The organism is Caldivirga sp. UBA161, from assembly GCF_002506515.1.
Lineage (GTDB): Archaea > Thermoproteota > Thermoprotei > Thermoproteales > Thermocladiaceae > Caldivirga.
This window is the reverse complement of record NZ_DAXS01000079.1, coordinates 1-3,591: the sequence shown is the minus strand read 5'-3', so window position 1 is coordinate 3,591 and position 3,591 is coordinate 1. Positions and strand designations below refer to the sequence as shown.

General features: G+C 44.4%; 3 protein-coding genes, 1 tRNA gene and 2 pseudogenes. 2 read left to right on the top strand and 4 right to left on the bottom strand.

What is annotated here, in order from left to right; genetic code table 11:
* Window positions 1-924: pseudogene (locus BP896_RS08940) on the bottom strand (M1 family aminopeptidase); the annotation flags it as partial.
* A 79-nt stretch (window positions 925-1,003) separates the two neighbouring features.
* On the opposite strand from BP896_RS08940, the gene BP896_RS08935 reads away from it, so the two are divergent.
* Together BP896_RS08935 and BP896_RS08930 are read left to right on the top strand one after the other, a co-directional pair.
* Window positions 1,004-1,453: a VOC family protein gene (locus BP896_RS08935; protein WP_291767671.1), complete on the top strand. Its 450-nt coding sequence runs from the start codon at window positions 1,004-1,006 to the stop codon at window positions 1,451-1,453.
* Between the two features lie 57 nt (window positions 1,454-1,510).
* Window positions 1,511-1,585 (top strand) — tRNA-Met (locus tag BP896_RS08930).
* 79 nt (window positions 1,586-1,664) lie between these two features.
* Here BP896_RS08930 and BP896_RS08925 read toward each other — a convergent pair.
* From BP896_RS08925 to BP896_RS08915, 3 genes and pseudogenes are all read right to left on the bottom strand, one after another.
* A complete protein-coding gene (locus BP896_RS08925; RefSeq protein WP_291767669.1) occupies window positions 1,665-2,195 on the bottom strand; it encodes a nicotinamide-nucleotide adenylyltransferase in 531 nt (176 codons plus the stop codon).
* 87 nt (window positions 2,196-2,282) lie between these two features.
* On the bottom strand, window positions 2,283-2,651 hold the full coding sequence (locus BP896_RS08920; RefSeq protein ID WP_291767667.1) for a DUF6955 family protein: 369 nt from the start codon (window positions 2,649-2,651) through the stop codon (window positions 2,283-2,285).
* A gap of 5 nt (window positions 2,652-2,656) precedes the next feature.
* Window positions 2,657-3,591: pseudogene (locus BP896_RS08915) on the bottom strand (sulfate adenylyltransferase); the annotation flags it as partial.

The following is a 3,591-nucleotide window of genomic DNA, read 5'->3' as shown; positions in this document are numbered from 1 at the left end:
CAAACCATCAGAAGAAAAATCCTCTAAACCCGGGCAGGGGAATTTAGCTCCAGGGCATTGTGCATGTTCATCATGAAGCGTAGTATCTGTTAATATAGTTATAGTGGTATTCTCCATACCACCACCGAATTCGCTCACAACAGCATGCTTGTAGTTTGGCCATGGATACTTAACACCAGTGTACTCACTGAAGAATTTAATCATATCACATACCCTATGGAAGCTAAACCTAGCTAATTCACCACTGCCCTTAGGCACATAATGCTCAACCTCAATGCCTCCACAGTTATTCTTAATCACCTCGAATTCAGCGGCAGCGAAGGCTATTAAGTAGGAGGAGTGCGGCTTATCTAGCCTCCAATGCCAAAGCGTCGCCTCACCTAAATCCCTACTCTCAACCAGGTAGCCATTTGATACTGCAGTGAGGGGCTTAGGCACTATTATCGTTAATTCACTGGTAAACTTCATGCTTGGGTAATCAGGCAATGGTATCCAGTAGTGATTATCCTCACTCTCACCCTGGGTCCAAACCATCATTTTCCTATTGGGGTAATACTCATCAGGTAGTATAAAATGCACACCATTCCTTGGCTTAGCGCTGTAGCTTATGGAGACTGCTGCTTCACCTGTTTTATTTAAGTAAACCCTTAGTGAGCGCCCATCATACTCAAAGCGTGTTGGTGAATCATTAACGGTGACTGAGGTTATGTTCATCTCTGCTGCGTCGAAACTTAGGTAACCCTCATTATTAATCACATTAATAATGTACCTTGCATCCCCCTGAATGGATTTATCACTTAAATTCAATCTGAGGGTTAAGTTTAAGTGCCTAACAATGTAGCCATAATATCTCTGATACTGCGGTTCATAGTCTGGGTAAGTGAAACCCCTACCCACTAGGTATGTTGCCTTCTCAAAGGACATGCATTAGGGGTTATTAAAGCCTAATTAAGCATTACCTTAGCATTAATAATGCTTTTAAGCCGCAGCCACTGCATTAATTATGGCTGGCGTTCAATTCAGGGAGGTGGTTCAAGTAGCCATGGTCGTCCCAAACATAGAGTCTGCAGTTAAGGCGTGGGCTAAAATACTTGGCGTTAATGAACCTCAAATAACTGAAACCGAGGAGTGGGAGAAGACTGGAATGAGGTTTAGAGGGGCCCCTTCAAGGGGTAGGGCTAAGTTAGCTTTCTTCAGGCTTAACAACATAACTATTGAACTTATTCAACCAGTGGGTGAGCCAAGTACTTGGAGTGAATTCCTTGAGAAGCATGGGCCGGGAATACACCACATAGCCTTCAATGTGGATGATGTTGATGAGGCTGTTAGAGAGTTACTGGGCATTGATGGTGCAGTTGAACAGGATGGTAAATTTAAGGGTGGGGGCTACGTTTATGTTGATGCCAGGAAGAGCCTTGGGGCGATAATTGAACTGCTTTACCATGAGAAGTAATGGGTTAGTTTAATTTATGAAAAAGCTTATAAAATCCATGCCTATAATGTTAACTAAGCCCCGGTAGCTCAGCCTGGGTGGAGTGTCCGGCTCATAACCGGAAGGTCCCGGGTTCAAATCCCGGCCGGGGCATCAGTATTATTACTTAATAGCATTAAAACGCTTCTTAACCAGGGTTGAATAATTAATGTAATGCTGCAGATTTAATTGCCTATTCCTTTATTACACCCTCTACTGCTGCAAGCTTCCTAACCCTTTCAACACCATTAATCCTCTCTATGAATTCCCTTACTGGTTTAGGAACTAGTGAAGCCCACTCTTCCTTGCCGAGCGCCATCAGTAGCCTAATGTTGGTACCGCTTAGCTTCTCCTTATTGAATAATGGTGTGTTGAATACTGGTATTTTCCAGAATGATAATGCTAGCCTAGTGAATTCATCATTACTGTAAACCAAGTCAAAGCCTGGGCAATAATTCCTAACGTAGGAGAACCATATTGAGGCTAAGCCACCTGTATCGGGTATTGTACATATGCTGTATTTAACATTAATTGAGTCAAGCACCTCAGTTAACATATCTATCCTCTCACCGGCAGTGAAGGGGTTCTTGAAGGTGAAGGATTGATTCGATGAACCTATACCAACTATTACCCTATCCACTTCATCCTGCTTAAGCACCCACTCTATCGCGCTTAAGTGCCCTAAATGAACCGGTTGAAACCTACCTATGAACAGTGGCCTCACTTTGATCAATTGGCTTTTTTAGGGGTGTTTTTGTGCATTATGGTTAAGCATAATTAATTTAAGTTTAGTTTAAAATTAAGATGATCCTTAACCACAGTAGGCGATGTTGGGTGGCGGTAGGTATTCATCCTCCTTAGCAGCCGCTTCCTTAACCCTACTAAGCCTCTCAGGCTTAAGCAGCTCACCGAAGACCTCAGGTCCAATACTCCTCAACTGCACTATAACCTCAAATAACTCCCTCTTAAAGGCCACGGGGGTTTCCTCAATGAATCCCCTAGCATCAATCCTAGCTCTTGGGAATTCCTTAAGAATCCTCTGGGCAATATCATCAGGCACATTAAGCTCAATAACCTTCAAGCATCCTCCATACAGGTCCTTGACAATGCCCTCTAGGCCAGTGCCCTTTATTCTCTCAAGCCTTGCCTTATCTAGGATAACGGCTATCCTATAGGGCATGCCCATCACCTCCTACTGCTCACCACCATTGGTTTTAAGTCAACCTCAAGCTCCCTCTCCTTTAACTCAAGGTACCTCCTGTTAACGAATGGGTAATTGTAAACCCTCCACCACTTAACGATAATCCTGTAGACCTCGGGCCTAAATATTATTGGTGGTGGTTCAATACCCTCAGCTATCAACCCCCTTATGAAGCTTCCACTGAACCTCTGCGCCACATCAGCGTGTCCACATGTATCACTGTAGGCTATTTCCCCACACTTAGGGCAATACCAAAACTCCTTAATGTTAACGGGCCTTATTTTAAGGCCCTTATCAACATCGTAGGGTGGTTCAGGTAGGCCGAAGCTTGGTATACCCTTCTCCCAAAGTATCTGTGTTGCGTATGGGTCGTAGTAATCACCAACGGCGGCATGATCCCTACCAAACATGTGGTGTGTGCAACCCATGTTCTGCCTAATTATCCCATGTAGCAGTGACTCAAGTGGATTACCATACCTCATGTCCCAGAGGGTCATTGTAACCATATGCCTCCTTGGGCTTATGTAGCCGTACTTATTAACAGCCTCATGGCCCTCAAGTATTGCCTCATCAACGAAGTCCCCAAGCCTCTTAGCCCCTATTATTGCGTTAACCAGTATACCATGACATGGCTCAATGTCCCCCAAGTAAGCCGCATTCTTCATTAGGTGCTCATGGCCTGTGTGNNNCTCTGTATCTCCTCACGGGACTTAACTGGTGGGTACCAGAACCTACTATATGGGTCCTTGAACACTGGCTCATTAATCACATAAACCTTGCCGGCCAACGCAATGCCAGTCATGCTCCTATATATCAACCAACCTGGATGTTTCTCATCAAACCTTTTCTTAACGACCTCTGGGTTTTTATCAGGAGTCCCGAAGGTTCTGTCAGCCAGATCCTTAGGGTCAAATCTCCA